The organism is Schlesneria paludicola DSM 18645 (genome assembly GCF_000255655.1).
GTDB lineage: Bacteria > Planctomycetota > Planctomycetia > Planctomycetales > Planctomycetaceae > Schlesneria > Schlesneria paludicola.
Genome location: NZ_JH636434.1, coordinates 2,526,613 through 2,552,580 on the forward strand (window position 1 = coordinate 2,526,613; position 25,968 = coordinate 2,552,580).

14 protein-coding genes and 1 pseudogene are annotated in these 25,968 nt (G+C 54.2%); 3 read left to right on the forward strand and 12 right to left on the reverse strand.

The genetic code is table 11. From position 1 onward, the window contains the following. Nucleotides 1-1,228: 1,228 nt before the first annotated feature. The 5 genes from OSO_RS50785 to OSO_RS0112510 all read right to left on the reverse strand — a co-directional run bounded on the left by OSO_RS50785 (nucleotide 1,229) and on the right by OSO_RS0112510 (nucleotide 8,868). A complete protein-coding gene (locus OSO_RS50785) occupies nucleotides 1,229-2,266 on the reverse strand; it encodes a LolA-like protein (protein WP_157605161.1) in 1,038 nt (345 codons plus the stop codon). 254 nt (nucleotides 2,267-2,520) lie between these two features. Continuing rightward, nucleotides 2,521-3,666 (reverse strand): hypothetical protein, encoded by a 1,146-nt coding sequence (locus OSO_RS0112490; protein WP_157605162.1) that lies wholly within the window; start codon nucleotides 3,664-3,666, stop codon nucleotides 2,521-2,523. Nucleotides 3,667-4,676: 1,010 nt separating this feature from the next. Then, on the reverse strand, nucleotides 4,677-5,273 hold the full coding sequence (locus OSO_RS52590; RefSeq protein WP_083842854.1) for a cysteine peptidase family C39 domain-containing protein: 597 nt from the start codon (nucleotides 5,271-5,273) through the stop codon (nucleotides 4,677-4,679). A 690-nt stretch (nucleotides 5,274-5,963) separates the two neighbouring features. Continuing rightward, nucleotides 5,964-7,133: a hypothetical protein gene (locus tag OSO_RS0112505; protein WP_010583656.1), complete on the reverse strand. Its 1,170-nt coding sequence runs from the start codon at nucleotides 7,131-7,133 to the stop codon at nucleotides 5,964-5,966. A 97-nt stretch (nucleotides 7,134-7,230) separates the two neighbouring features. Next, nucleotides 7,231-8,868 (reverse strand): ArnT family glycosyltransferase, encoded by a 1,638-nt coding sequence (locus OSO_RS0112510; protein WP_237729277.1) that lies wholly within the window; start codon nucleotides 8,866-8,868, stop codon nucleotides 7,231-7,233. Nucleotides 8,869-10,409: 1,541 nt separating this feature from the next. Between OSO_RS0112510 and OSO_RS52595 the strand changes: the two are divergent. Beyond that, nucleotides 10,410-10,882, forward strand: a pseudogene (locus tag OSO_RS52595) (IS630 family transposase). 312 nt (nucleotides 10,883-11,194) lie between these two features. Here the strand turns inward: OSO_RS52595 and OSO_RS0112530 are convergent. From OSO_RS0112530 to OSO_RS0112595, 7 genes are all read right to left on the reverse strand, one after another. After that, nucleotides 11,195-11,575 (reverse strand): hypothetical protein, encoded by a 381-nt coding sequence (locus OSO_RS0112530; RefSeq protein ID WP_010583660.1) that lies wholly within the window; start codon nucleotides 11,573-11,575, stop codon nucleotides 11,195-11,197. A gap of 1,089 nt (nucleotides 11,576-12,664) precedes the next feature. Then, nucleotides 12,665-14,098, reverse strand: coding sequence for a DUF1501 domain-containing protein (locus OSO_RS0112550; RefSeq protein WP_010583662.1), 1,434 nt, complete (start codon nucleotides 14,096-14,098; stop codon nucleotides 12,665-12,667). A gap of 554 nt (nucleotides 14,099-14,652) precedes the next feature. After that, complete coding sequence (locus tag OSO_RS0112560; protein WP_010583663.1) at nucleotides 14,653-16,236, reverse strand: ABC transporter permease; 1,584 nt, start codon at nucleotides 16,234-16,236, stop codon at nucleotides 14,653-14,655. A 74-nt stretch (nucleotides 16,237-16,310) separates the two neighbouring features. Then, nucleotides 16,311-17,279 (reverse strand): ABC transporter ATP-binding protein, encoded by a 969-nt coding sequence (locus tag OSO_RS0112565; RefSeq protein WP_157605164.1) that lies wholly within the window; start codon nucleotides 17,277-17,279, stop codon nucleotides 16,311-16,313. A 213-nt stretch (nucleotides 17,280-17,492) separates the two neighbouring features. Continuing rightward, nucleotides 17,493-19,529: a hypothetical protein gene (locus OSO_RS0112575; RefSeq protein ID WP_157605165.1), complete on the reverse strand. Its 2,037-nt coding sequence runs from the start codon at nucleotides 19,527-19,529 to the stop codon at nucleotides 17,493-17,495. A gap of 284 nt (nucleotides 19,530-19,813) precedes the next feature. Further along, entirely contained in the window at nucleotides 19,814-21,634 is a 1,821-nt protein-coding gene (locus OSO_RS0112585; protein ID WP_010583666.1) for a sensor histidine kinase, read from the reverse strand. A gap of 300 nt (nucleotides 21,635-21,934) precedes the next feature. Continuing rightward, nucleotides 21,935-22,513 carry a peptidylprolyl isomerase gene (locus tag OSO_RS0112595; protein ID WP_010583667.1) on the reverse strand — a complete coding sequence of 193 codons (579 nt, stop codon included), beginning with the start codon at nucleotides 22,511-22,513 and terminating at the stop codon, nucleotides 21,935-21,937. Nucleotides 22,514-23,027: 514 nt separating this feature from the next. On the opposite strand from OSO_RS0112595, the gene OSO_RS0112600 reads away from it, so the two are divergent. Both OSO_RS0112600 and OSO_RS0112605 read left to right on the forward strand, forming a co-directional pair. Then, on the forward strand, nucleotides 23,028-24,299 hold the full coding sequence (locus tag OSO_RS0112600) for a TlpA family protein disulfide reductase (protein WP_010583668.1): 1,272 nt from the start codon (nucleotides 23,028-23,030) through the stop codon (nucleotides 24,297-24,299). A gap of 40 nt (nucleotides 24,300-24,339) precedes the next feature. Continuing rightward, a complete protein-coding gene (locus tag OSO_RS0112605; RefSeq protein ID WP_029246947.1) occupies nucleotides 24,340-25,953 on the forward strand; it encodes a sialidase family protein in 1,614 nt (537 codons plus the stop codon). Nucleotides 25,954-25,968 lie beyond the last annotated feature (15 nt).

The following is a 25,968-nucleotide window of genomic DNA, read 5'->3' on the forward strand; positions in this document are numbered from 1 at the left end:
GAAAACGTTCGCAACAACTGCGGGAAACTCGAACCACCGCACTGTTCTCAGGCTCAGCCGACCCGGTGGGCGCTTTGGTACTGTTTGGAGCCTCCGACCCGGTGGGCGCTTTGCCGGTGGGCGCTTTGGTATCGTTTGACGAATTTTCGGCCAAATGACGCCGAACTGCGCCTCGAGATACACCCAGCGACTCACAGATTGCACGCTCGGAGAGTCCGTTGTCGTGCAAAGCCTTAATCGAAAAGGACTTGTCCATACTCAGTTGATAAGCCATCGTCTTTCCAGTGGTGGGTTTCTACGAAAAGAAACCACTACTGCAAAACAAAAGCCCCTTTGTCTCAACTGGTACCGTTTCAAGCGCCCTTCACTGGTACTGTTTCAGCGCCCACTGACAAAACGTAATCTCAAGCGGGAGTAGTAATGCAAGAATGCCAATACCGAGCTCGCAGAAGCCATACCACAGCAAATGATTGTGAATTCGGGAACTCACAAGTTGCCCCGCACTAGCGCCAAGCCCTAAGCCCAATAGGAACGCGGACACTACGGACGCGAGCGCAAACGTCGAGCTACCCCAGACGTGAGAAAACATTTTGAACCAAAGCACTTCATACGATAGCCCGGCGGCGCCAGAGACGAAAAAGAGCAGAAAGAGGATAAGCGAATTGGCGGATCTTGTGGATTGAACGCCGCGCATGAGATCACACTCACTGTTGGACTTGGAGGAAAGGTGAGGCGAAAGGCTTGAAATCAGCAAGACAAAAAGGGAACTAATGTTCTTGCGGTTTTCGGAGCAAGGATGACACTCGATCTCAGTGCATAACAGCTCCTCGCAAATTTTTGTAGACAAAACTATCGAAACGTTGATTGATATCTTGGTCTCCGAAGAACAATCCGAGCGACCTCTGGGTGACCAGGTGGCAGACTCCGACGGGCTTCGCGGGGCAATGAATCAGCGTGGCATCAAGCAAATCACACCTCATTGAACTCGTCGAAAAAGGCTGGCATCGACAGGCGGTCGAAAAACTGCGTCGCAACAAGCATCGCTGAAGGATCGAACGAACAATCAGCTGGTGCGGATATCAACGGCATCCACTGGATTGCCGCCACGCCGTCGCCCCCCCCAAAAGTGCCTGATGCTCGGCTCAAAATCGCGTTGCAATTGCATCTACGTGGAGGAGGCGAATTCGCGACCATGAAAACAAGGAGTCCCCTTGGGAGCCCCTTGAACTCAACTCAACACGCGACAAGCAATACGCCGGAAAAACCATCCGAGAGTCCCTGCAATTAGCCCTCCGAGAAAGAAGGCAATCGGCGTCCCCAAGCGTGACCACGACGCAACGTCAGAACGGCCTTGGGATGAGCGAATAAGCCGCCTAGCCCATTCCTTAAGCGATTGAGCATGACACTGCTCGCCCTCTGTAACGAGGGAATATTGATCGTCGTTAATTCTTTGGATAACTCCCGGAAGGGTGATGTCCGCCAACGCCAGAATACTGGCATCGTCATTTGCTCGGACACTGTCGATTTTAAAATGAAGATGATTGAGGTGCCGAAGCCGCCCCTCTGGCGATTGCGCGGTGTAATCAAATGCGATCGTGCGTATCGACATTGGTATCTGGGCACCATCGCGAACGTCGCGATACTCATCGAACTCAACAGTCAATGCCAGAGCGCCGGTAGGTACATCATAGAGTTCGCGACGTCGAACAAGACCTCCATGATCCGAATCCACCCAAAGCACATCGACATGCGGGATTTCGATCACATCACAGTTGCGACCACCAATAACTTCCTGCTCGTCTCGGAGAGCGTAATCAGCATCGGCCGCGACCTCTTCAATTGAACGCTTATGGCCGTACATTTCGTGCTCTGCCACATCTAGAAATGGCCACCAACCCAACACGAGCATTAATTCGCCAGGTAGACTGTGAAGAAAACTAGGCGACACCGGCGCGGGATACCTGTCGACAACCCGATCCAACGGCCTCAAAACTTGCGTACCGTTGGGGCCCACAAATGCGATTTTCCGATATGGATCATCTTCCCACTCCATTGAGTCGTGTTCATGGCCATTATCAAGATAAAAGTGGCCTTGCCTGTCAGCCGCAATGACGCGACGAACATAGCGGGATGTCGTCACTGGAATCATTGTAGACCTTGCAAACCGATACTCGACATACAACGCGTGACGCTTTTCGTGCGATTCCAACAACTCCCGCTTCACCCCCGAAACCGTCTTCGGAAATTCTGCACCGTAGCCTGACACTGCCGGGTATCGACCGCAGAGCAACCCGAACAACGCGAGAACTGCTGTTCGGAAGCTCCCACGAAATCTCCCGCAAACCATCGTCCCTCCCCTCTCCTGCCTCGACATGCGAGCTTACAACCCCTACCAACGGCGCAAGCAACTTCAATGACCGTGCATCAATATTCACTTCGGCTATTATTTGCCGACGTGAATATTGCGTGCGCTCTCTCAGAGTCTTCGCCCCTTGGCCCGTCCAGCGTTGGAAGAAATGGTCATTTCGCGCCGCGTGGATTGCGCCATAGCCAAACTGCAATCGAGATCGCAAAGACCACGTTCAGAGCAATTAGCAAACGGGTCGGAGTGAAACCAAGGCCGGAAACCGCTGCCGCCCTGGCCAAGTCGGACGTTTTTGCTGGTACATTGTAAGTAACTGGCGTATCCGCGGTCGCATCTTTCGCAGTGTAGTCAAACACGGAACCTCCGGGCGCATCGTACCATAGCTCGAAGTCGGAATCCCCGAATGATTTTGGCGTAACCTTCTCGACTGAGTTAGTGATTCGCTGAATTGGGCTTTGAGCGATGTACGTCGGATGTAAGTCGCTTGCATGAACAAGGGTTTGAATCACCTTCGGAATCCATAAATCTCGATCTGGAAGTTTAACAAAGTCCTCGCACGAGGAATGGAATAGCAGCTCGCGATTTAGGGTCATCTCCCATTTACTTCTTACCGCGAAGCCAATTGCAGGATCCAGGGAAAAGCGATAAAGCCGCGTCGGGTTCAGCTCAGATCTTTCTGACAGACGCTGAAGGAGCAGTGACTGTCTCTCCCTGCTCTTACTCGTTCTCAAATGCGCTACTGCAGCCGTGATTTGATCGGGCGTCATTTTGCGCCTCGACCATGGATCCGGAGCCTCAATCGTCACATCATGCAACCCTCCTGGTTCCGAATCGGTGCTCCAGGAAATGACTCGGCCCTGCTTTGCAAGGTGCAGGACCAAGGACGATGTGGGCTCGCCGATTTCACGAGGAGATGCCGGTAGATGATATCCGGCTTCTTCAAAGTATGTCCAAAAGAAATGATTCCTGGATGTGGCCTTCCGCTTCGCCTCACCCAAGCTTCGGTCAACTGTGTCAATCGTCAACAACGACTCCACGCCCGACGCAGGGGGACGTCCTGAAAAGAGAATCTTACCGTTGAATGTCGCTTCTCCCGCAATCACTCCACTCGACCCTTGAGTGAGCCTTTGAAAAAAACGCCGCCCATCAATACGCACCAAGTATGATTCTGGTTCAAGAAACGACGGACTATTCAAAATTTGCAACTCAACCGGAAGATTCGAGGTCTCAGCCATAGACACACGCTCCGTAGCAATTATGAGTTCCAACCCATCAAGAGCCTTAGCATGTTTTTCAATCATTTGAGCGGCCCCTTCAGGGACCACACCAGAGGCTGGCGCCACTTCTGCCTGGTGCCACACAGTGGTAAGAAACACCACAAACGCGACACTATTCAACATAATACACCTCTGACCTATTTCTATATTTTGTATGAATTTCTCAACAGCGGCTAGCTACAATCGCTAGCTACCAGACTCAAGACTGCACCGAAATGAAGGGCTTTCACGACAAGTGAGTCTCAGCGTAAAAAAACACACACCCTACTTCTGAAAGACGCATTTCCAGATGCATTGGCTTAGACACGGCGACTCTCTATAGCACGATGCATTCACTCACGACTCGTTCCGAAAGCAGTTTCATGACGCAGGAAACCCAAAGATCTGCGCCAACTCGTTTCACTCCCCACAGCAGACTGCGTCCCCTGTCATCCGTTCCGAATTCAACACAGTGGCAGCCTTCTTTTTACAGCGAGACAAAAACCCAAACGAACAAACAATCCCGAATGCAATGCATAAGCCAGAAATAAGAGCGGAATCGTAAGCATACGGCTCTGATACGAGCGCATGGCCGGACCAACGAAGCCTGAATTCATCTTCTGTAAACACCCCTACAGTCATCCAACCAGCTGTAACCACCGTCACTTGATCGGGCCGTGCATACAAGACAACAGCGAAATACCCAGTCGACTGAAAGCCATCTCTCAGCAGAACAACTGATGGCTGGTGCAATGAGCATAGCTCTGAAAACGTAAGCGTTCGAAGCACCGTGCTTAGCCCCATTGAATGGCAGAGTCGCCTGACCTCCCCAAAGGTGGAATCCCCTCCCCCCTGCACAGGGAGCGCAGAGTGAGGTTGATCCCTGCCGAGACCATCAGACAGTGACGCCATCAGCCAGGCCGCATTGATTGCGTCCCTGGATGCACCCCTAAGCTCTGGAGGCCGCGCACTTCCGTTCGAAGGGAAAACACCGCTTGCAGCTCCCGCGATCAAGGCAAATGTGATTAAGAATCGCATCAATGGCCCCCTTCGGGCTAACGACGGAAACAAATGTATGCCAGGCCAATAATGTTCGTCAGAATACACAGACAAAGCACGCGACGCTCGGGAACCACTCTTGGCGACCTTAATATGCAATGCCCAGTCCAGTGGTCCGAAAAAAAACGCCATGTCCATCTTTCTTTCCTGCCCACCTGCGGCTCTATGACTGTTACGCCGTCCTCGTCGCTCGCAACAACAACGACGAAATGGCCAAAGTGATCTGTAACAGTCGCCGGAGCCAACAGCGCAATTGATGGACAGTTTTCTTTCGTGAGATCACTCGGGCTTAAACATCGAGCCTCACAACTGATTCCCTTTGAATTCAGAAATTCGACAAGCTCACGCAACGACACCGCATCAGGCTGTTTTTCAAAAAGGGCCATCGTGGCATCATGCCCCAAGGAAACGCCACAACACAAGCCGAAGGCCCAAGCAGCGCGAGGTCCACAGCGCATGCGAAGCGATTCGGCATGCGCCTTGCGGCTTGCCGGTTCATCTGCTGAATGAGAACAGGCCCCCTTCGAGCCCGTCAGCGTAAGAAAGGCCACAACGACAATAACAACAATGGCACACGGCCGATACATTATCATACCTCGCTTGCGCGACTTGCTTGTTGTACTCGTGCACGGGTGGCGCTGATCGCGAATCTCGACCGCAGAGATCAATTGAGATCTCGCCAGTAGGCACTATCGCCGCCCCCTGACGCCAACACTACGCACTTTGAGCCCCTGCATTCCGACCTGACGTGAAAACTAGCCCAAAACGAAACTCAATAGCGCCGCCGAGCTGCATCTCGGCCCTTGTTGAGTCCATCCGTGAACCACGAACCACCTTTCAAGCGCTGAGCCAAAAAGCCTCCACCCCGACGATATCGAGGAGGAGACCCGCGACTTAACTTCGAATAGCGTAAAGTCAAATCGATCCGCAATCAGTTATTGCGCGCATTTCCCGGGCTCGGCATGAAGATCACACAAGTCGGTGATGCATGCGGAACAGGTAGGATCATTCTTGCCCGTTCCGATCGAGCCGACACAATTTGCGAGCCCTTCACACTCGGACATTCTACCGCATTTTGAAGAGACTGCATTTGTGCAGTCGCCTCCTTTCAAGCTCTCCGCCTCACTCTGGGTCACGCCCCGCCCCGGAAGCTGCGACTGCGTCAGCGTCGCGGACGCAGCAGTCGATGCGATCAACGCCAGAGCACAAAACACTTTTCCAAGACTCATATCTTCCTCCTCTTCAACAACACGAATCGACATTCGTCGCCGAAAGGCACCTGCCTATCGATTGGAAGTGAGACGAAGCGATCCGTTAACCGCCAGCAACGCGTGCGTACATGGGCAAATACCGGGAACAAGATCTCGCTCAGGCATCGAAAGTATCTGGGGAGTAATCCAAAGCAAACCGCTTTTAATGGTAGATTCAGGAGGCTGTTGATCACGGGGCAGCATCTGCAGCCATTCCAGTAAATGGCCTCCTATGGTCAGCCTTTGCAAGAATGTTGGAGCGGGAGTGGCAAGCCGTGGACCAGCATTCTCAAAGCCGGACTTCGCCCAGAATGCTGGCCAGGAGCCATCCGGCAACTGTGATTCAACCGCCTCGGCAACACGCATACGCAGATACTTCTCGAGAATAGACCTCGTATCGTCGCGGAGAATCGCGGACTGACGGTCCACATGCATGATTGTGGTCAGCGCGAGCATTAAGTGTATGCCACTACACGATTCGCTCTTCAAAGGCTTGTCAATAAGCGCGCGAGTCAAGTCATCGAAATCAAATCGTTCCTGGTAGCGATTGCTCCAATACAGTTGAGGAGGAAGATACAGCGCGTATGCAGTCGCCGTCCAAGACAATTCTGATTGCTTAAGATGAAACTCCGCGAGCGATGTTTGCAACAGATCACTAACAGCAAACGCCCTGCCGTCTTCTCTCTCGGGGCCGATTGCGCATGATAGCGATACACCCATCTGCGCGATCGCGGCGAGGAATTGATCGCGATGTTCGGTTCGATCTCCACTCGATGTCTGACGCACCTCAAAGCCTCGCCAGCTATCCTTGAAAACTTCCGCGCCAACATTCAGGCGAATAATACGTCCGGCCTCATCCCGTTCCATCCACTCCCTAACGCCAGGCCCAACCATCGTTGAGAGGCGTGTTGCATGCAGTAACGCAGACGTGGATTGCGTTTGAGTTGACGCTGCGGAGACAACTTTCTGCGCAACTTCTCGAATTTCCTTTTCAGGGATCAGTACTGGTACGAGCTGAGGCTCGAGCGATAAAACCTTCGGCTTCCTTCCAAGAAACGGCGTGACATCTACTGCGCGGTTAACGTTGTGCTTCGGCCAGAAATCCCAAAGCCCTAAAAGAATGACTGAACTGGCCGCACCGACAAGGACCGCGTGCCATATTTTCGCTCGCGGATGCAGCGCGCGGAGAGTGGATGTCGACATCACTGTGCATTCCATCTAAATGACTAAGCTCAAACATCAGGCTACAAACAAGTGCGCCGCTTGAGTTTTACATTAAACTTTGTACCGACGACTGACACTAGGTCGGGCCCTTCGATCTCCTTGAGCGCGTAAGAACATTGCCTGTCCTGAAACGCATAACAACCTCCTGCGACTGCTGCTTTAGCCGCCCGTTTGTCTCATGCGATCCCTTTGAGTAGTAGTCGGCACTGTAGAGAATTAAATAAGTTCCTGGTGTCGCTAGAGGCTGTGTTTCTGGCGTTCGCCGCAGCAGAATTGTTGCGACGGATGTTTGCCACATTGCCAATTCGATGTTGCTACTGGGCTCATTCGCGTTGATCCAGTCGATCGCCTCGTGGAGGCCTTGACCCCAATCTAAGCTGCTACCAAGTAGATGGCGGTGTCCGCGTTCAGTGCCCCCGACAAAGTCGTTAAAATAAGCGAGATGATTCGGGTAAACGCTCATGGTGCTATATACAGAAAAAAGCAACAAGACGAAGAGCGTAGTCATCTTGACGGGCGACGCCATCAATAGAGACCCGGACTGCGCGATGAAGATCAGGAGCAAGCCGAGTGCGGGAAATACATATCGGAGATGTATATTAAACTCTGTCTGCGAACTGACAACAAACAGCAGGACAATCGCAGGGGCGAGCAACAGTAATTCATCGCGAACTGACACCGGCCGACTGCTCGACAGCAATCGAAGCACTGTCACGAGCACAAATAAACCCCAAATGCCGCAGGGCACTTTCACCAAAAGACCATAGAGATAGTAATACCACCAACCACCATGTTTCCATTCGCCACGGAGGTAGGATCTTTCGTGAAAGCATTCGAAATCTTTCTTCTGAGTGTCGAATCCAAGAAGATACTGTTGCGGGAACGGAACGGGAAGAAGCCCGATCCAGTGATCGCGGAAGCGATTTCCTGCGGTCCCCGGCGGATGACCCGCCAGCGAACGGCTCACAAAGGTAAAATTTTTGAGTAACGTACCTGTCCCGCCAAACGCGTAACAGACGTTGATGATATATATTGCAATAAGAAGAATCGCAGTGAGCTGTAGCGCGGATGGCGCGGGCTTGTGGACGCCAGACTCAGTGCTCGCAGATTGAGTGTTGCCGATTGTGCGTGCGAGACTCGAATCGCAAGTAGCCGGTGACCAAAGAGGTTGGATTGTTTCGCTTCTGCAAGCTCGCCCCCTCTTTGGATCGAGCAGACGCCATGAGCACCAGAGAAGTGGCCATAAACCAAAAAGGAACAACCAACTTAGCTTCGTCAGCTCTGCAACACCCAAAGAGATGCCTGCGACTGTAGCAGATTTCCAATTTGGGGATTTCAGCCAACGCCAGAACGTGTAGCCCGCCACGATACCAAATGCGGTACAAGCAGAATCAGGAGTAATGAGCTCCCCGTGAGCCAATATATTTGGCTCGAAGACATAAAGATTCAATGCAACGAATCCCGCGGCGACACCGTACAGCTCTCTTGCCCAACGGTAGGCGCAGATCGATCCGATGAGACTAAATGGAATACAAGCCCATCGAGCATAGTAGATGAGCTGAATTGATAACGGTCCGTTCGCCAGAATGAAATCATCACCAAGAGCGAATTCAGCTCTTGAGCCAGGACTATGATGAAAATGCGACCAGTCAGGCTTGTGACCGACAAAGATTACCGGCAAGGCGGCAAGCATCCTGACGAGAGGAGGATTCACGCGATAGGCTTCAAAGCTCCCTAGACACCAATGACTAATCCCACTCGCTAAGAAAGCGGGTTCTAGATAGGTTGGGCTATGACATGTTGCCGAATACCCCAGTAACCCTGCCTGAATTGCTAGAAGCGCAACCACAGCGATCGTCTCATACCGATTGCGCAACACAGAAACGCCGCACAGCGCTCCACTTTGTACTCTCTGTCCAAGCAAGATGAGCTCCCAAAGTCCAGGCTAGGTAGAATCGCAAAATTGTATTCAGTCGAAAAAAGCAACTCCAATAGATCCGGTTGGCAAAGACTGAGCGACCAGCCCGACGCTACAAGACGCGAAGGAGCGACACGCATCCGCGCCTTGACGCAGACTCCCGCCGTCAAAAATGCTTATTCGGATTCAGTATGCTGAACTCGCAAGAGTCGATCGACATCCTAGACTTCATTGAGCTTGATCACACGCCACCACTAGAACCCGCTTTAGCTGAATCAATTCGTAGCTTTTTTGTGCGAATGAAAGTCGCTAGTCGACACCACAGCGCCTCATACCCATCTCCGAATAAGCGCAGATGACAACTCATCGAGCCCTTGAATCAAGCCCACTCCGAATGCACGAACCCTTGTCTGCTTTCCTCGCCTCTGCTTAGCATCGACATCTGACGCAAAGCCATTGATTTGGAAAGATGCATCGACGCACACTGACGCCAGCGTGCGAAAGATAAGTCGCGTTCGTGAACGCATGCGGACTCACCTAAAAGCAGTGCCTTGCTGCGTTGCCGTTCGTTATCGCAGTTCGACAACACAGAGGCAGCGAGACACAAAACATCGGCACACCATTGAGTTTAGCCATGAGTCTACACGGAGTATGAATTTGCAAACACAGCATGCATTTGATACCCTGGCGCATCATTGAAGTCAACTCTAGGTGAATCACGTTGAATCACGACCGAACGTTGGCGATTCTTGAGTGAAGTGAGCTGTCCGACTTGTGTCTTCATGAATCATCACAGCATTAGAACCGAACAGACTCGGCCGACTGAATGCTCGGAAATTATGCGTAGCCTTGGTAGTCTGGGTCCACCAAGGGGGTGGCGGATGTCCTATTCTAAGGAATTTCGCGGCGCGGCTCTGACGGCATGTGATGCGAATGAAGGAACTCAACCTGTTGCGTTGCGATTTGACGTATCAGAGTCGTAGGTACGTCGAGTCAAGCAGCAGCGTCGCGAGACCGGCGAAGTGGCGGAAAAAAGTACTCGCAATCGCAAGCGAATTGGGCAGACTGGCTTCTGGCAAAGATTGACGAGCGGCCTGACGCATACTTGCGTGAACGGCAAGCCGCTTTGAAGGCGGAACGCAATGTCGTCGTCTCATTGCAAACAATCTGCAATGCTTGTCATGCATTGGAACGAAGTCGAAAAAAAAAGGACTCTGATCGCCTCCGAACAGGATCGGTCCGATATCGTTGAGCAACGAGTTCAATGGCACGCCACACAGCCAACGATCGATCCGAATCGCGTGGTATTCATCGACGAAACCTACGCCAAGACAAACATGAGGCGTCGATACGGCTGTTCGATCATCGGAACGCGTCTGATCGAAAAGCCCCCTTGTGGCCGCTTGCAGACGACGACGTTCTTAGGGGCTTTACGAGCGGCGGGGTTCGTGGCTCCTCTGACTGTCGAAGGGCGATCAACTGAGACATCTTTCGAGCCTGGATCGAGCAGCACTTAGCTCCGACACTGGCACCCGGCGACATTGTCGTGATGGACAATCTGTCCAGCCACAAGGTGGCCGGCATCCGTAAAGCCATCCAGGCTGTTGGCGCCGAAGTTCGCTACTTACCGCCGTATTCGCCAGACCTGAACCCCATTGAACTCGCGTTTTCAAAACTCAAAAAGCTGCTCAGAGACGGTGCCGAACGAACGACGGAGAAACTGACGAAACACTGCGGGAAAATCCTCGATTTCTTCTCTGAGCACGAATGCCGAGGTTATTTCAAGGAGTGCGGATACCGCTACGATTAATGCTGAACCGCTCTAGCGTTCACTTCTTACCGAATCAGTTTGCACGATTCGACCAGTGACGTCCAACCCGGCATGCCGTCCGAGCGAAAGACGTTCAGGAGAGAAGGAAACGCAAAGGCCCTGTGGCGCAAGGACGCAAAGAAAGAACGGCGGACCTAACCCCCCTTTCACCCGCGGCTTGGCGCATTTGCGTTCACTTCTTACCGATTTTCCTTCTCACATCAGATCGATTTGTGAGAGTCGACTGAAGACGCGCGTCTCTCCGAGGCGCGGTGAAACGAAGCCTCGTAATGCGAGCAGCGCGGTAGCGGGTCAGGCATCGTAAAGGCAACCGGCGGAGCTCATGCGGTCCATCATGACTTCGCGGAGTTCTTCGCGGATTTCGTTGGCCAACCCGGCATGACTGGCGCGATGCGCGACCCGGTCGCGGAGACGACGCAGCTTGTCAATCAGTGACCCTGTCTCCAATCCGGTGGCTCGGTAACGCTCGTGAGCGTGCTCGACCGGGAGGAAGACCGATTGGCGTGCGTGGGGGCGGCCCACCAGTAGCATGTCGAGGATCGCTAAGAGCCAACATGAGGTCTGTGGCCCGACCGGCTGTTCGAGTATCTCGCGCAAATCCCCCAGCAACAGGAACTCAAGTTCTCGATTTTCGCCGGTGGCCGAAATGTGACGAGGGGATGCGGCGATCATCGACTGTTTCCTCACATAGGTCCGCCTTGAGCGGACTGCTCCATCGAAAACTCTGGCCACGTCAAGTGATTCAAGTCCGCCAAAGGCCAAGCACCTTACGAAAGAAAGAGAAATCAAATCCTCAGACTTGCGTTGGGGCAATCAGTAAAACAGCTGGGATGCCGCCGTTTTCGAGAGCGGATTCGAAAAGCGTCAACGCTGTGAATTCGGTGCAACCACGTTGAGCCGGCGTATTGCAATTCATCAGCGAACCGTGCGACGAAAGAGCAATTAGCAACTGGCGTGCCAGCAATGATGACGGTTTGTCATTAATTCAAAACTGCGCGAAACACGCAGTAAATAAGGGCCTGCTACGTGGATTTCTGAACGGCACAGGACCATTGTCAAGGACCGACTGCACTAATCACAGGCAATTCATCATGAAGCTTGAGCGAATCGCGGATCAGGAACTTGTGAAGATCTGCTGTAGATGACTGCGGACTCAAGAGACGACACGATTGCGAGAGACAATCCTGCAACGTGAGTTCTTTTTTCCGAAGCATTCCAAACTTCCCATTCGATCAGCGAAATCCTGATTCAAGCTCGTTCGGACGTGGAACGAAAACGCTCCAGCGATCGATGCGATTGAGCGTTCTCGCGAGCCAAAGAAGCAAATCGCCGTCGCAGAACCGAGGGGGTGGCTCAACGACGGCGACTGAGAATCAAGAATGACTGGCCCGTCAAATCATACAGTTCGCTGCCTCTTTCGAATGTCCATCGTACTGTCACTGACCTCGACCGCTTTCCCGCAATTTTACTCTTGGTGGAAAGTCATGGTTGCCGTGTTGCGGAACCGATCGAGCCGCTGGGAAAGATTTCCCCGGCGAAGTTGATCGACGTGCGTCATCACTCGTGATTCAGAACCCATGCCAATCGAAATCGAGTGACGCGGGCATCTCAGTTATCGGGCGTGATGAGTCGCGAATCCAGCGGATTGTTTCAGGTAGGCTTAGAACCTATTGCGTGAAGCAATCCACTGAAACTCAACGCGTGGATTGGGGTGACTTTTCCGACGGCGAGCCACATTGCGCGATGATTTCGGCGAAGCAATCACGACGGCCGAAAGACCTCGGTCACGATCTCGCCTTCATTCACCGTGGCCCGTTCGGGGCGGCCCTGAAGCGGAAAGATGAGTTCGGTATGATGAATTCCGAGTGCCGCCAGAATCGTCGCGTGCAGACTGTGCACATGAGTGGGACGTTCAACAGCGTGCATTCCAAAGTCATCGGTCGCCCCCACGATCTGTCCGCCGTTCACACCGCCCCCCGCCAGCCACATGGTAAAACCGTAAGGATTGTGATCACGGCCATCCCCCTTTTCGCTCATCGGCGTCCGACCGAACTCACCGCCCCAGACGACGAGTGTTTCCTCGAGCAGTCCACGCTGCTTTAGATCGTTGAGCAAGGCCGCGATTGGACGATCGGTCGCACCGCAATGTTCCGTGTGATTCTGTTCGATTCGAGCATGCGCATCCCATTTGCTACCGGAACCGGAATAGAGCTGCACGAAGCGTACACCGCGTTCCACCAGTCGACGCGCCAGCAGGCAGTTTTGCCCGAACGCTTGCGTACGCGGTTCGTCCAAGCCGTAAGCGGCCCGAGTCGCTTGAGTCTCTTGCGTCAAATCCACCGCCTCGGGAGCATGCGCCTGCATCCGAAACGCCAGTTCGTACGAGGCAATTCGTGCCTCCAGGGCGCTATCACCCGGACGATTCGTCAGGTGCTCGCGATTCAAATGATTGATGTAGTCCAACTTTCGTCGCTGCCGAGCATCGCTGATTTCTGCGGGTGGATTCAGGTGCAGAATCGGATGACGGCCTGGAAGGAATTTCGTTCCCTGATGGACCGCAGGCATAAAGCCCGATCCCCATGCACGATTTCCGCCAGGCGGCTCGCGGTCGCTATCGAGGAGGACCACGAATCCGGGCAGGTTCCGATTCTCGGTTCCCAGTCCATAGTTCACCCACGCTCCCAAGCTTGGCCGTCCCGCCAGGATACTGCCCGTATTCATTTGGGTGACGCCGCCGACGTGATTGAGCGCATCAGAGGTGCACGAGCGGATCACACATAAGTCATCGGCACATTCCCCGACAAATGGATACCAGTCGGAAACCGGCAGCCCGCTTTGGCCGTACTGCTTCCAAGTCCGTTTCGAGGCGAGCAGTCCATTCTCGTTGACCCCCATGGGCGTAATCGCCCGCTTGATCGACGGAGGAAGCGGCTGGCCGGCAAAGGTGTTCACCAATGGCTTCGGATCGAAGGTGTCGAGATGACTGGGCCCACCGTCCATGAACAGGAAGATGACGTTCCGTGCGGCCCCCCAGAAATGAGGTTTGCTTGGGTCAGTTCCCGCCGCGTGGCCTTGCTGCCGTTCGCCCGCCAGCATTCCCGCCAACGCAATGGCACCGAATCCGCCACCTGCGCGACAGAGGAAATCGCGGCGGCTCGCGGCACTGCGATGATGCAATTCGTTGGCGAAAGACATCTGGGAACCTCGACGGGGATTGACGTGCTGGCGAAGTGGTGCCTCAGGTCACCTTTTGCTTCGACGTGATTGGAATGACCTGATTTCAATTCTTCGAGTTCGCGCTGTGACCCGCTATCGTATCGGTAAGTGAGGCAATTTCCAGATCGGACCGATGGAAGACGCTGATCATGAACGGGACGTGGTCGTCACGAACGACATGCATTGGGTCGCGACCGTCGGCAATATCTCACGACCAGGTGTTCGCGACGAGCTTGCTTAATTGCCTTAAGAATGAATCGCAAAGGCACAAGGGCGCGGGGACGCAAAGGAACACATGGTCACTTATCTCTCGTCTTTGAATTTCCTTCGCGCCCTTGCGACTTCGCGCCTTTGCGTTCAATTCTTCGTGCTGCTGATTCCCTCGCACCGGCTCAAGGGCTTTAAGAATCAAGCACAAAGGCGCAAGGGCGCGGAGACGCAAAGGAACACATGGTCACTATCTCTCGTCTTTGGATTTCCTTCGCGCCCTTGCGTTCAATTCTTCAAACGACCGGTTTCGTCGCGAAACGTTCCTAGGAATGGCGTGTTCCCAGTTCCTGGAGTCGGGCGGCAATCATCATTTGAAAGACAAAGCAGACCAATCCGGTCAGGACCCAAACCGAGATCGTCGCGGGAAGCTCACCCCACAGACTCCGCACTCCACTGGAATCGGCGATGACCATAAAGAACTGCCAGACCGGGCAACAGACAGAAACGGGGCCCATCAGAAAAATCGCGGCGGGCAGCGCCCCCCACTTGAGGAACAGGCTTAGCAAGGCGATCAAATGCAGGAAGATCAGGAACGACATGACAATCGCCCAGAACCGCGCATCAATGGCATTCGCGATGAAACGACCTGTCGTTGCTTGAGGCAGCCAGCTCACCGCAAACACCAAACAGGTGAGCACAGGAACGAGCCCCAACGCACAGCCGATCGCTTTGGAGTATCCAATGTACGGAATTGAACGGGGCAGCATCAGCAGCGATGACATCGTTTGCAGACGAATCTCGTCATGGAAAATCCGCGACGCGTAGACGCACGATTCCAGAACCAGAAAAGCCAGCAAGGTCACACTGTAGACCGGCAGAACATCAGACGGTCCGATCCCGAGGCTATTCGACGGGATTTCAGCAACCCCCATGAGCACCAGAAACAGAGAGATATACGCCATAAACTTGCCAACAAGCAGCAGATACCCACCACCGATGAACTGGAAATCTTTCCAGACAAACGGATACGTCCAGCATCGGCCAGGGCTGAGAAACTTCATTCGCGTCGTCGATTTCAGCACCGCGCCGCGCGACGCATTGCCTTGCGATGCCGAGTTGACGTACGGTCCAAATAACAGCCAGGCCAGGCCAAAGCAGAAGACCCCGACACCCACGTTTGAAATCACTTGTTTCGTCAGAAACGGTTCGTTGAATCCCGTCATCATGACGTCAGAAAGCTTGTAGTAGACGCACGAGTCCTGGATCCATTCGAGCAGCGTGAGAACCAGTGATTGCCACCAGATCGATTTCGTCCAGCCAGTGACTTGCAGGTCTTTCAATTCGACAGCGGCCACTTTCGGGATGACGCCATAGAGCACCATCAAGAGAGTCGTAAACGCCGCCGCGGCCCCTCCGCGCTGAAAGACCACGGACGACACCAAAGCCACATTCGCCAAAAGCACTGTGTAAGCCATCAGGTCGACATAGGCGGCGATGATCTGCTGTGTCGTCACCCCCCCCAGCGTCACAGCAAGCAGCATGAATGGAAACTGAACGACCAGCAGCAACATGACCTGAATCAGGCGGCTGGTCGATTTTCCAAACAGAATCCCTAGATGATTCAGCCCGGCCATCTGCAACAGGCCAATGGTGTCTTCTTCTTTCTCTTCCGTGATGGCAGACGAGAAAAAACCGATCCCGGCGCAGGTGATAAACAGCGCGTTCAACCACGCGATCTGCGAGAAGAACGTCAACCCGGGTGCACCGAGCATGGCGCTCTGGAATGTGGCTGTCAGCAGGCAGAGGTAAATAAACCCCACAAATGCTAATCGGAACAGGTGGTTCCGCAGTTGCCGAGCATCCATTCGCAAGGCCCGCGTCAACAGCGCCAGTAAACCGTAGTACATGAAGAGACTCGGTAGAGAAACGAAAGTGTTCAGATTTTGGAATCGACGATGTCAGGCAAAGTGGCCGCCGACGCTCACTTCACGCCTTTGGTGGTCAAATCCATGAAGGCATCGTTCAAATGCCGCTTGTCTTCCGTGAAACCGACAATCGGAACGTTCAGTTCCAGTAAGTTCCGCAGCAACGTATTGATGTCAGTCTGAGTCCAGTCATACGACACCCGATAATCTGGACGACCCTCGACCTGATCCGCGTCGACAACCCCATGCAGTACCTTGATTCGGTCGACAATCCCGTCCACTTCAGAACCAAGCGTCACACGCCACGTTGGATACTCATTCGTTGACGCCTGCAGCCCACTCATCGTCCCGCTGTACATCACCTTTCCCTTGTCGATGATCGTGACGGCGTCACACAGTTCGGCGAGTTCCGGCAGGATGTGAGAACTGATGAAGATCGTTTTCCCCATCGAGCGAAGCGCTTTCAGGATATCCATAAGTTCGATTCGTGCCCGGGGATCAAGTCCCGATGCGGGTTCATCGAGCAGCAGTAGATCGGGATCGTTGACGAGAACCCGCGCCAGACTCGTTCGCTGCTGCATGCCACGGGACAGTCCACTGATCAGATCATTTTTCCGGCCGTCCATATCGGTCAGTGCCAGGACTTCATCGATCACGCGGGTTCGCTGCGCGAACGCCAATCCGTAGGCTGCGGCGAAGAAGTCCAGGTACTCGTAGACGGTCATCTGGCGATAGGTGCTGAAGTGATCGGGCATGAAGCCAATCTTGCGACGCACCTGCTTTTGTTCATCGACGACATCGTTGCCGAATACTTTGACCACGCCAAACTGCGGTCGTAGCAACGTACAGATGATCTTTAATGAAGTCGTCTTGCCCGCACCATTCGGCCCCACAAATCCGTGCAGGGATTGGGGCATGACCTTAAAGCTGACGTGATCCAGTGCCCGACGCCCTTTAAACGAATGGACGACGTCGTCCACTTCAATTACGGGTCGGGTGGTGCTGCCGTTCGTCGAGGTATTCATCAATGACGTTCCGAGTGGAATAAAGGATTCGAGAGGGAAGTCGTGGATCGATTCTGAAGTTGAGTACGAGCGTCTTGAAAGGATGTGATTCGAGACAGGTGAAACAGGAGCGTTACACCGAGCGTTGTCTTCATCGAACATTGACTGGGGCTTCTCGCGCGGTCGGCTTGACCGATTCCTCGCGGAGCGTTCCTGCGGCAGGGATCACGACCATTACTCTGGCACCTTGTCGCCAGGCGATTTGTCGTCCGAGATTTTCGCATCGGCGGGCTTTACGGCATTCGCAGGAAGGGTGATGCAGTACAGCGTCCGGCCTTCCTGTTTTCCCAACAGGTTATTTTGAACGGTCATTTCGACCGGTAGCTTGGCATACAGGAACACGCTGATCAGATTCGCTGGCAAGCGAAATTTCTCGGCCTCGCGTTCGCGACTGATGTTCTCGCTACGTGACAGCAGAAAGTCGAACATCTCGAGATAACGCCCCGGAGTCGACTTCTCTTGGCTGTATCCGTTGTTGTACACATTGCCGTACCCGTAACTGTGATTGCGTTTCTCTTGAATCCGCAACACCCCTTCCACCGAGCCCATTTCATTCGCGAGCTGCAGCTTTCCTTCGTTCCATTTCAACTGGTAGAACTGGTTGTCGATCAGCGCGTATTGCTTCTCGACATCTTTCGCATCCAGTCCCGAAACCGCCAGTTCGAGCTCACTCAAACGACCGTCGTTTCCCACCAACTTTTCAATGGTTAACTGCGGTCCCGCAAACGGAATCTTCAATCGTGTTGCCAGTTCGCGGTTGGAAAAGGGGGGAATGTCGACTTTGAAATTCGCCTCGGCGCCATTGTTGATGATTCCCTTGACCTGCTCGTGTTCATTGCACGTCGAATAGAGCGCACCGGACGCATTGTGGCGGATGTCATAGTCCGCACCATTCGTCACAAACACGTTGGACCAGGTCGACACATCCATCTGACCGTTCGCCAGCGGCTTCGCGATCGCGACGGTGTGGATCGCACTGGCCTCGCCATAGCCTCGGCGTCCGACATACGAGAACAGCAGACTGAAGATCGCCACCGTTCCCAGAAGTCCCGCGTAGACAATCCGGAAATCGGACCATCGCTTGCCCAGCAGGTAGCATCCGGGAAACACCAAAGCAATATAGGCCCAGAACATCGCGTGCAGCAGGAACCAGTTGTGATCGGGCTTGGTCATCTGCTTCAGTTGCGAAAGAAACACTCCCGACTTGAATGGATCGTTCGAATCTGAGTAGCCATAGTTCTGAACCTGACGTACCTGTTCTGATTCGTCATCGCGATCGATGACATCATCGGATTTTTCGGCGTTCGAGGGCTGAATATTCTTCGGCAAATTCGCGCAGATCTGTCGCAGATCGTCGTCGCTGAACTGCGAACGATTCCGCGGCATCTTGATCACCCGCCCTGCTCCGTAGAGCTGATCATCCAACGGCGATTGCAAGACACTCATCGGACCAGTGAATTCCGGAAATTTGCCTCGCACGTCGTGCAGCAACACGACAGTCCCCCCCAGGTACAGCCAATCCAGAAAGGCCTGACGACGGGCTTCCTCCCAGCGTGGCACATGATCCAGCACGACCAGTTGCAGGGCATCCGTCGCCGTGGCAAACGGCGGAAACAAATTGTCGGGCAAATGAAATTTGAGTGCCCCGCCCCTCGCAATCACGCTGTTCGGGTCATCCAGAATGATCCGCTGATACTTGGCAATTCGCGGTGTCGGCAGATCGAAACTTCCACCGCGATAACTGAGCTGCCAGCTCTCGTTCAGCAAGCCGTTGAAACTATTGTCACTCGAGATGTACGGATAGAACTGCACCCACTTCGAGGAACTCGGCGAAAGCGTGACCGTTTCCGCAATCGTCGCGTCAACATACCCGGCCCCCCCCAACGATTTCCGCAGGATGATCTCGCCCGTGAATGTCTGCGGAGTCGGATTGTTGACCAGGACCGACAACATGTTGAAGCGGTGAGGAGCGACCTTCCCGTTGAAGCCCCATTTGGGGTCTGAAACGTCAATCGCCTTGGCCGTCGCCCCCTCGATCAGGTGGGCCATCAGGACGATCAACACCGCCGTCAGAACGGATCGGCTTCGTGAACAACTTCGGCACAACTTCGCGGCTGATCGAACGATCATCTTCCCACCTTGAACTAGCGCAGTCGAGAACTTCATTCCGTCAGGCCCCGTGACGCTCGCAGCATCCACTCGCAAACGCACCAAGGCATTCCGTCTGAGACCGTTATAGAATGCCAGAGCGACGAGGAAAATGGAATCGAAGGTATTCCGAATACGATTTTCGACCAAGCAAGAATCGGAAATCTCGTCTCCAGATTCAACCGACGCCGTCCACAGGAAGGGGCAAATAAGCCTCGCGCGGGTGAGACTTCGCAGCCTGTTGAAATCGCAGGGACTGCCCCCTGGGCTTCACGGCGTTGTCACGTTCTTGAATCATCGTGGAGCGTGTCCCCGTGATCTCAAACAGGCGGCTATCAAACAGGCGGCTAACCGAGCGATGATCGGCCGGGATCATCCAGAGTCTTGGGAAGGCGAACGCGTCCTCCCGCCGAAGGTCGCTCAAGAACCAGGTCGATTGCTTCAGAAACCGGACGCGGCTTTGTCGGATCGGCCTCTAATGGGACGACGATCCGCAACGGCACAACGATGGTGAAACGGCTCCCTTTTCCGAATTCGCTTTGCAGGCCGATGCCGCCGCCGAGCAGCTTGGAAAGTTCACGCGTAATCGACAGACCGAGACCTGTCCCTTCAAACTCGCGCGTCAGTGGATCACGTTCGCCGGCCGTGGTTGATCCTTGTCGAAACTTTTCAAAGATCCGTTCCTGGTCTTCCAGCGGAATTCCAATCCCGGTGTCTTCAACGACCAGGACCAGATTGTGCTGCCGCTGCGATGCCCGCACACGAACTCGTCCGCCTTCAGGCGTGAACTTGATCGCATTCGAAAGCAGGTTATTCAAAATCTGCTGCAGTTTGCCCAAATCTTGAAAAGCGACGGGAACGTCTGGATCGACGTCCCAGCCGAGATCAATATTCTTCCGCTCGGCAAGCGGCATCATGGCGCCAACGACTCGTTCGACCAGATCGGTCACGGACATTTCGACAGGTCGCAGCTCCATTTTACCGCTCTCGATCTTTGCCAGATCCAGGACGTCGGTAATCAGACTCATTAGGGTTCGACCTGACGAACGAATGTGGGCCACGTACCGTTGCTGTTTCTCCGTCAAATTGCCGGGATTCGTCAGGAGCACGTCGCTGAAACCCAGGATGGAATTGAGCGGCGTGCGCAACTCATGACTCATCGTTGCCAGGAATTCATTCTTGAGATTGTTCAGTTCAAACAATCGCAAGTTGGCCTGGGCCAGTTCATCGACGTTTCGCTGGAATCCACGATTCAGCTTCTGCAGGTCTTCTTGCACGGTCGTGAGGTGACGCAACATGCGGTTGAAGGCTTGGCTGAGTTCCTCAAATTCATCGCCCGTACGAATGTCAGCGCGCTGGTCGAGGTCGCCTCGGGTAATCGAATCGCTCACCTCTTTCAGGTGCAGCACCGGTTTGACGATCACGTACCGCACGATCACATAGGTGGCCATCCAGGCCATCGCCGTGGTCAGGATCGCGGTCGCGAGCAAGACGGCGTTATTCCAACTGAGATCACGATTAATTTTGGCGAGGGGATACGAGATTTTGACAATCCCCAGCACATCGCCGACTTTCACGGCTTCGCCCGCTTCAAGCGCATCGCCTTTATCGGGATCGAACACGTCTCGATTGTGCTGTCGGTGGCAGACAAGACACGACTCCAATGCCAGAACCTGCGCGTAAAACCGATACTCGGGCGGATCTTTCAGCCGCATCGTCCATTCGCGTTTGCCCGCTTTGTTGTTCGGGGCCAGGATGCGAATCGCTTCATGGTCTTTTCCATCCGCGGGAAGCTTCGTGTATTCCTGCGGCGAAGTCGGTCTCTGTACGGGACGGGGAGCGTGATCCTTGGAATCCGGCTTGAGCAATGCCCAGCTTTGATTCTTTTGACTCTCGGGCTTCAAGTCCTTGAGCATCGCGGCGAACGACTTCTTGCGGTTCTCGTCAAAATTCCGCAGGAAGTATTCCGAGTGCTTCGCCATAATGGCGTTCGTCATCTGCATCCGCGCGACTTCGTCGTTCTGATCGAAGATGATCTGCTGGGTTTGTTTGGAATAAAAGTAAAAGCTGCCCGAGATCAGCAACAGCAACCCGCCGCCGAACAGCAGTCGACACTTTCGTTCCAGACTGGTTTCACCCAGCAGGCGTTTGAACGTACGGTAGGACATCGCAGATCCAGATCACGAACGAATCAGGCCATCAAATCGATAGCCACGTGCGAAGAGTTCAAGCACTGAATCAGAAGGCCGCTGACACTCTGTCAACACCCGCAACTCATGACTCTCATCCCGCATCAGCACGATGCAGCATCGGTGAAAAGGGGAAATCCCTCAAGGCGGAATCGCCTGTCGTGATTTTTCGCCCACGTCGAAATCGTCCAAAAAAAACAAAGCAGGGGCCATGACAGACCGCAGCACAAATCGCGTTGCAGAGCTGCAGGCCCCTGAATCAACCGAACTTCAATTCACTTACTTCACTTCGCCGCAATCTTCGACGATGACCTTCTTCGAGGTCTTGCCCGATTGTGATCCGACGGCTTCGATCGCTTTCACGACGTCCATCCCTTCAACGACCGAACCGAAAACGACGTGCTTGCCGTCAAGCCATGGCGTGTCTCCGGTACAGAGAAAGAACTGCGATCCATTCGTGTTTCGTCCCGCATTCGCCATGCTCAGCGTTCCAGCACCGGCATGCTTCAGCTTGAAGTTTTCATCTTGGAACTTGGCGCCGTAAATCGACTTTCCGCCACTACCATCTTGATTGGTGAAATCACCGCCCTGGCACATGAAGCCGGGGATGACGCGATGGAATGGCGAACCTTTGTAGCCGAATCCCTTTTCTCCGGTGCACAGCACTCGAAAGTTCTCAGCCGTCTTGGGCACGACGTCAGAACGCAGTTCCATGACGATTCGGCCGGCTTTTTTTCCGCCGATGGTGATATCGAAAAAGACCTTGGGCAGATCGGCGGGCTTATCAGCGGCCAAGAGCGCCGGACCGAGGGCAGCAGCAGCCAGAGACGCAGAGAGAACTTGTCGGCGTGTAAACATGGTAGGGGGTCTTCCAAGAGAACATCTAATTCCGCCAGCGTCCATCGCCAGCAGTGTTTTCGACTACCTGGAAGGCTAGCTGAAAGTGCCAACGCGTGCCATCGCCAGACACCGACATTTGCACGCAGCAGTCCCGTTCTTGACAGGGTTGGAACCGCACAACGCGACTCCAACGGCTGGATGCCATTTCTGTTTGGACATGCGGTCCCGCTCACGAATCCCATCAGGCAACGATCTCGGATTTCCCGTTGAATTCCGGCGTAACCGTTCACAGCCTGCAGAGACGGGGGCATGCACAATTTTCCGGTTCATTGGAATCCGCAGCGAATCGACCTGAGCAACCTTCCCTTTGTCGCGGGAAAATGAGCCAGTCCCGGGCCTGTGATCGGTTACAATTCCGGCCAGCAAGTTTCAGACAAATTCGCTCAAGTTGATTACGGAGATCGATGTGATCTTTTATAAGTGATCCGTCTGGCATCGTCGTCTCGACGAAACACCACCTCAGGAATCGACCATGTTCAAATGGGCTCTGATCTGCGCGGTCCTTTCAACGAGTTCTTTCGAACTTCTCGGAGCGGAAGAGGTCAAGACGCCCGTAATGTTGGGGCAGCCGGAAGCCGAACTGGCCGCCCTTTGCAAAGAGATGTACTCCGCCTTCGATGCTTACTATGACAGTGCGGACGAGATCAAGGATGAGGCGAAAAAGAAGACGTACTACAACGATCACGATCCCTCGGCGAAGTATGTCGAGAAACTGGTCGCGTTCGAACGTGCGCATCATTCCACCTATGCGGGCTTGATGGCCGTGCGTGCGCTTGTCCGACTGGGGGCGGGTGGTGGAGTGAAGGACAATCCGTGCGATCTCGGACGACGAGAGGCTTTGCGGAGGCTGCGCGACTACCGCAATGCACCTGAGTTGTTTGAAATCATTCGCAATCTGAGCTCTGGCAATTTTGAGCCAGAAATCGAACGCGCCTTGCAGGGTCTGATCCGTGCGCCGGACATCACAGAGGACAACAGAGTGCTGGCGAAACTCGCGTTCGCCAACTGGTCCTTCAGGATGCATTCCGCTCGTGTGTACGTCGAGCGGCGGCTAAAACAACTCGAACAGGGCGACGATCTCCGATATCCAGACGAGAAAACGCATCTTACCGAAGCCCTTGAATCACTGCCGACCACCGATAGGAACATCCAACGTGGGCGGGAAGCGACGGCCTTCCTGGAACAGATCGCGACATCGAATTCGAATCTGACACAACCTGGCGTCGTCAATCTCGATGAAAACTGGTACCTGATCCGCGTCGACCAGACCAAGACGAACGCGATGCCCTTGGCCAGAGATCTCGCCAGCGGAATCCTGTTCAAAGAAAACCACCTCCAGATCGGGAAGCCGGCACCTGAACTCAAGCTTCAACTTGTTTCCGGCGAAGACTGGTCATTGGCGGATCAACGCGGCAAAACGGTGATCATTCAGTTTTCATTCAAAGGGTGTGGCCCATGTGAAGAGATGTACCCCACGCTCAGTTCGCTCGCCGACGAACACAAAGGCAAACTTGTGGTCGTCAGCATCATGGCCGATGAAAATCGGGACGAGACAACGAATGCCGTGTCATCCGGAAAACTGACCTGGAAGATTTGTTGGGACGGCGCAAAGGGACCGGTCGCGACACGCTGGGCGGTGACGTCATTTCCCACGATTTACATCGTCGGCCCGGATGGTCAAATCGCCGACGTCAACTTGCGTGGCAGCCAATTGACCGCCAAGATCGCAGCGCTGACGCGGTGAAGAATTCAGTTCCTGAATGCCCCCATCCAAAGGCGTCCCAATGCATAACTTCGATTCGTGGACACGTCGAGAACTGCTGGCCGCGGGATTGGCAGCGTCAATTTTGCCTTGGTGTCGTCAGCCTTCGGTCACTGTGGCCCAGGAAAGAAAGCGCGCGGATGCCGCTGAGCGGAAGACCTTTCTGTTCGTGGACTGGTTTCACGTCAAAAAGGGAGATCTGCAGGTCACGCTCGACCCGGCACGAATTTCACCGGAAGGCAAAGCGCTGATCGAGAAATACGATCGCGATTTCAAGAAAAAATTCGACGTCTCGGGACACGGATACAAACCGGTCGACGTTCCGTTTGGTGTGCGAGTCACTCTGGAACCTGCTCAACGCAGCGAGCCATGGCTGCGGGCGGACAAGCCATGGGAAAAGAGCGTCACCAGTCCCACCGTTCTATTCGATGAAGGAAAATATCGCTGCTGGTACAGCGCCCTCTTGAATGATGAAAAGCAAGAGGCCACCGTCGATCAGGGCCGCGTGATGGAACTGAGCGGTAGTGCGCTGGCCTATGCTGAAAGCGAGGATGGCATCCACTGGACCAAACCCATCCTGAATCGACTGTCGTATCGCTCATCGCGCGAAAACAACCTCGTCAGCCCCTTCAATAATGGCGGCTCGATCTTTCGTGACGATCATGGCCTCGCCGAAGAACGGTACAAAGGATTTCAATTTGACGAGCTTCCGAAGGACAGCCCGGGCGCTCGGTACGGGTTGTATGGGGTGACATCTCCTGATGGATACACCTGGACGAAGAATTCCAAACCGCTGATTCGTTACTTCTGCGACACCGTCAACATCGCAGCATGGGACCCGCTGATGTCCAAGTATGTCGGATACTTTCGGCATCACCTGAGTGGGCGGACGATCTCGCGTGCTGAAACGGACGATTTTGGGGAATGGCCCGCGCCGCAACCGCTGCTGCATGCCGGTCCACTGGACGGACCGGCGCAGGACTATTACACGAGTTGCTACACAACTTACCCAGGCGAACCGTCGTTGCGACTGATGTTTCCTGCCATTTATCACCACGACAGCGATTCCGTGGACGTACGGCTATCGGTCAGCAGGGATGGCCGCGTGTTTCAGTGGGTTTCATACGATCCGATTCTCAAGCCAGGCAAAGCCGGGTCATGGGACGGAGGATCGGTTTATGCCCAGCCCAATCTGGTGCAACTTCCTGACGGACGACTCGCCCTGCCGTATGACGCCTACAACACGACTCATAACGAGATCTTCTTTTCGAACTTCTATCGCGAATACGATGCCTCAACCGGAATCGCGTGGGCCATCTGGGATGATGCACGACTCGCGGGGATTCAGGCGGATCAACTTGGGCAGTTCACGACCACCGCCGCGCTCTTCCTGGGCCAACGAATTCAACTGAATGCACGAGCCTCGCGGGCCGGCAGCGTTGAGGTCGAGCTGCGCGAGCGTGGCAAGGCTGTCCCAGGTTTTTCGTTCGACGATTTCCAACCGTTGAGCGGCGATCACATCTGGACCGATTGCCAGTGGAAGGGACAAGACAACGTCGGCGGGCTGCGTGGAAAATACCTGGAACTCGCGATCCGCCTTCGAAGCGCGAAAGTCTTCGCCTATCGATTCGCATAGCCAACCACGCCGACG

What these genes read in the sequence shown, in the direction of transcription:
- OSO_RS0112490 (WP_157605162.1), bottom strand. Translation starts at nt 3,666, where the DNA reads ATGATTGAAAAACATGCTAAGGCTCTTGATGGGTTGGAACTCATAATT.
- OSO_RS52590 (WP_083842854.1), bottom strand. Translation starts at nt 5,273, where the DNA reads ATGATAATGTATCGGCCGTGTGCCATTGTTGTTATTGTCGTTGTGGCC.
- OSO_RS0112505 (WP_010583656.1), bottom strand. Translation starts at nt 7,133, where the DNA reads ATGTCGACATCCACTCTCCGCGCGCTGCATCCGCGAGCGAAAATATGG.
- OSO_RS0112530 (WP_010583660.1), bottom strand. Translation starts at nt 11,575, where the DNA reads ATGATCGCCGCATCCCCTCGTCACATTTCGGCCACCGGCGAAAATCGA.
- OSO_RS0112550 (WP_010583662.1), bottom strand. Translation starts at nt 14,098, where the DNA reads ATGTCTTTCGCCAACGAATTGCATCATCGCAGTGCCGCGAGCCGCCGC.
- OSO_RS0112560 (WP_010583663.1), bottom strand. Translation starts at nt 16,236, where the DNA reads ATGTACTACGGTTTACTGGCGCTGTTGACGCGGGCCTTGCGAATGGAT.
- OSO_RS0112565 (WP_157605164.1), bottom strand. Translation starts at nt 17,279, where the DNA reads ATGAATACCTCGACGAACGGCAGCACCACCCGACCCGTAATTGAAGTG.
- OSO_RS0112585 (WP_010583666.1), bottom strand. Translation starts at nt 21,634, where the DNA reads ATGTCCTACCGTACGTTCAAACGCCTGCTGGGTGAAACCAGTCTGGAA.
- OSO_RS0112595 (WP_010583667.1), bottom strand. Translation starts at nt 22,513, where the DNA reads ATGTTTACACGCCGACAAGTTCTCTCTGCGTCTCTGGCTGCTGCTGCC.
- OSO_RS0112600 (WP_010583668.1), top strand. Translation starts at nt 23,028, where the DNA reads ATGTTCAAATGGGCTCTGATCTGCGCGGTCCTTTCAACGAGTTCTTTC.
- OSO_RS0112605 (WP_029246947.1), top strand. Translation starts at nt 24,340, where the DNA reads ATGCATAACTTCGATTCGTGGACACGTCGAGAACTGCTGGCCGCGGGA.